This is a genomic window from Deltaproteobacteria bacterium, assembly GCA_005879535.1.
Taxonomy (GTDB): Bacteria; Myxococcota; Myxococcia; order Myxococcales; family 40CM-4-68-19; genus 40CM-4-68-19.
The window spans coordinates 1-3,399 of record VBKI01000024.1; the positions used below are offsets into that span (position 1 = coordinate 1).

The window sequence follows — 3,399 nt, forward strand, 5'->3', positions numbered from 1 at the left end:
TTCACGGCGTCTCCATCCGTCAAAAAGCGGAGCTCGCCCATTACGAGCGCGGCGACGTGGACGGCTCGGCCTCGGGGCCGCACGCGAAAGCTGCAGCGGGCACGCTGGCGCCGTCAGCCTCACTTGCGGACAGGTTGCTGACGCTACGACGCGGCCGTATCCGCAGGTAGCACAGTACACGGGGCACGGCAGTATCGACGACGCGGCCAGTTTCGTGTGCGTCAAGCAACAGGAGTCGGACGGCGACCGCGACTGAGTCGGCTTCGAACATCACGTTCTCGAGACCAAGGGCGCTCAGGCGGCGGCGAACATAAGCCGTGCGGCTACTCAGGGAGGCCAGTGCTCGCCGCCGTCCCGGATTCCTCCTGTCGCCGATGCCGCACGGGGCCTTGACTTCGTCTACGTAGAGCGCGCCTTAAGCAGCCAGCAAGAGAGGGCAACCTTTCCGACGAGTTTGCTGCCCTCTTTTTGTCGAGCAGTGCAGGGAAGGAGAAACGAATATGTCCAGTGCAAAGGCGTTTCCCTCAGTCAGGGCATTCGCGATTGTAACCGGAGGCTTGCTGGGCCTGTTGCTCAGCACTTCTATCGCCTTGGCGGACTCATTTCCGGGGTCGGTGCCCAAGGCAATCTGTGGTCCTGGGGATCATACGGAAAGCGGATTACAAGGCGAGACGACGGTGGAAGAACGTTTCAGCGGCGATTCCGAGCGCGCCTACAACTGCAATCTGGAACTCGTGGGCCAGGAGCCCCAAGCTGAGTTTCAAGGAGCATTTTCCCAGGATGGACCGGCGTACAGCGGTGACTGCGCCTACTATGGAACGGACCGTGCTGCCACTCTCCAAGGCATCAAGGTGATCGATGCCTCCGACCCCCAGCATCCGGTGGTGAGCGCGCACTTAACCGACACCCCCGCGGCACTTAACCCGCACGAGACGGTGCAGACCAATGATCGGAGCCACCTCCTCGTGGCCGGCCAAAACGGTGGGCCGAATTTCGCGGTTTATGACATCTCTGCCGACTGCCGCCACCCGGTTCTGAAGGCGAGCATCAACATGCCAGGCGCCCAAGGCCACATGGGGGCCTTCGCCCCGGACGGCCGGACGTACTACGAGACCCAGAGCTTCCGAGGCATCGGCGGCTTTCTGTACATCGTGGACCTCACCGATCCGTCGCACCCGCAGGAGCTCCCCCCCTGGCAGTTCTTCACTGATGGCAGGCCACACGGGCTAGAGCTCAACCCGGAGGGCTTCTTGCCCGGTGTGCACGAAGGCACGCGGTTGTACGCGGGGCAACAAGGCAGTTTCCCCTTCACCAGCGGCAGAGACGGGCTGGTGATCGAGGACGTCAGCGACTATCAGTTCCGTCGCCCCAATCCGCAGATCCGGATTGTCAGCACGCTCTTCTGGGACGACCAGGGGATAGCCGAGGCCATGATCCCTGTGAAGATCAAGGGGCACCCGTACCTCATCAGCACGGACGAGGCCGGCGGCGCGAGCGGCGCGGGCGGTTGGGCGGCCGCGTGTGCCCGGGGGGCGTCCCCGTTCGGTTATCCGCAGATCATCGACGTCGGCGACGAGACGAAGCCTAAGATCATCGCCAAGCTCAGGCTGGAAGTGAACGATCCCGCCAATTGTTCGGCGCTGCTCGCTGAGACGCCGCCGGATCCCCCCGGAACCGCGCCCGGGACAAACTTGCCGCCCGAGTCGGGGACGACCAACTACAGCGAAGAAACATGTGTCGCTGACAATCCCAAAAATGCGAAGATGCTCGCTTGCGGTTTTCAGAATGCGCAATTGCGCGTTTTCGACATTCGCGATCCAACCCATGCGAAAGAGATCGCGTACTGGAAGGCAGGGGCTGTGCGGACGAGGGTCCTTCCCGCATCAGGGAGCTGGGCACCGGGGAGCGATCGAACGGTGGATAAGATTGCTCATTGGGTGCGCTGGGTCGTTGCCGGCAAGGGCAAGGGCAAGGGGAACGTCAATGGCCGGGGCAATGTGAACGGCAACGGAACCGAGCTGGAGCTCTGGACTGTCAGCGATGGCCACGGCTTCCAGGTCCTGCGCTTCACGGACAATTTCAAGGCGCACAACAAGGATCTCTTCGAGGACTCGGACCACTGAGCAAATGGACGCGCAGAATGGCGGCCCGGGCAAGCGCAACGTAAGTTGCGGGGTTCGTCCGACGCCCGGTCCGCCTCTCGGACGGCCCTCACCAACCTGGCTCGGCGCGAAAGCGCCGGGCCAGTTTTGTTGATGGCGTGCCTTTCCGTGCCGATGGTGCACATTGGTCATGCGAACGTGGATGGGGATTCTGGCCACAGCTGACGCTGGCCTGAGGCCCCCCCCCGAGCCACGCCGTCCACACGATCAGTTGGGCGTGACGATTGCAAACACGCGGCCCGCCGGTTCGCCAGCACGTAGCCGGCTGAGCCTGCCCCGTTTCGGTGGACAAGTTGATTACGCTGCTGCCTGCTCCATCCGTGCTGCCCTCTCGAATTGACCTGGGCTCGAGTACCTCAGCGTCGAGTGCCTGCGCTCCAGGTTGTAGAACACCTCGATGTAGTCGAACAGCTTGACCTTCGCATCGGCGTGCGTCTCGAAACGATCTCCGAGCTCGAGGTCATGCTCGAGAACCAGCTCTCCATCGCGGCGTTGTCGTGTGCGTTGCGCGCCGACTCATGCTGCAGGTGATACCGTGCGCGGTGAGCACGCGTTGGTAGTCGTCGCTCGCGTACGGGCTGCCCTGGTCGGTGTGGTGCAGGAGCCCAGCTTCGGGGCAGCGGCGCCGCAGCGCCTGCTCGAGGGCGCGGAGCCAGGTGGCGGTCGTTGGCCGCGGAGAGTGCCCAGCCCACCACCATCCGAGAGAACAGGTCGAGGATCACCGCCAGGTAGAGCTTGCCGCCGCCGGTGAGGATCTCGGTGACGTCGCCCACCCAGCGCTGGTTGGGCCGTTCCGCCTCGAAGCGCCGGTCGAGGATATTGGCCGCCACCGGCTGGTCGTGATCGCTCATCGTCGTGCACCGGTAGCGCTTGCGCACGCGAGCCTGCAGTCCCTCGGAGCGCATCAGCCGCGCCACGTGCTTGCGGCTGACGGCGACGCCCTGTGGTTGCAGCTCGGCGTGCACGCGCGGGCTCCCGTAGGTCTCGGGCGACGCCATCTTCGTCCCGCCTCCGCCCCAAGAGCTAGCACGTCTCCTCAGCGATCTTGAGAAGTACATCCACCGCGGCGACGACCTGCCGCCTCTCGTCCGCGCCGCCCTCGTGCACGTCCAGTTCGAGACTATCCACCCGTTTTTCGACGGCAACGGCCGCATCGGTCGCCTGCTCATCACGCTCTTGCTGGAGCACTGGAAGCTGCTCTCCGAGCCGCTGCTTTACTTGAGCCTTTTCTTCAAGC

At 64.0% G+C, this 3,399-nt stretch carries 4 protein-coding genes; 2 read left to right on the plus strand and 2 right to left on the minus strand.

What is annotated here, in order from left to right; all coding sequences use genetic code 11:
• The first annotated feature begins 500 nt into the window (after positions 1-500).
• Positions 501-2,123: a hypothetical protein gene (locus E6J58_01200; protein TMB42988.1), complete on the plus strand. Its 1,623-nt coding sequence runs from the start codon at positions 501-503 to the stop codon at positions 2,121-2,123.
• A gap of 336 nt (positions 2,124-2,459) precedes the next feature.
• Here E6J58_01200 and E6J58_01205 read toward each other — a convergent pair whose 3' ends face one another.
• Both E6J58_01205 and E6J58_01210 read right to left on the minus strand, forming a co-directional pair.
• A complete protein-coding gene (locus E6J58_01205) occupies positions 2,460-2,639 on the minus strand; it encodes a transposase (protein TMB42990.1) in 180 nt (59 codons plus the stop codon).
• Positions 2,519-3,220: a DDE-type integrase/transposase/recombinase gene (locus tag E6J58_01210; protein TMB42989.1), complete on the minus strand. Its 702-nt coding sequence runs from the start codon at positions 3,218-3,220 to the stop codon at positions 2,519-2,521. Before E6J58_01210 ends, E6J58_01205 begins: the two co-directional genes overlap by 121 nt.
• Here E6J58_01210 and E6J58_01215 point away from each other — a divergent pair.
• On the plus strand, positions 3,159-3,399 hold a 241-nt coding region (locus E6J58_01215; protein TMB42991.1), incomplete at its 3' end, for a Fic family protein. The genes E6J58_01210 and E6J58_01215 overlap by 62 nt on opposite strands.

What these genes read in the sequence shown, in the direction of transcription:
- E6J58_01200 (TMB42988.1), top strand. Translation starts at nt 501, where the DNA reads ATGTCCAGTGCAAAGGCGTTTCCCTCAGTCAGGGCATTCGCGATTGTA.
- E6J58_01210 (TMB42989.1), bottom strand. Translation starts at nt 3,220, where the DNA reads ATGTACTTCTCAAGATCGCTGAGGAGACGTGCTAGCTCTTGGGGCGGA.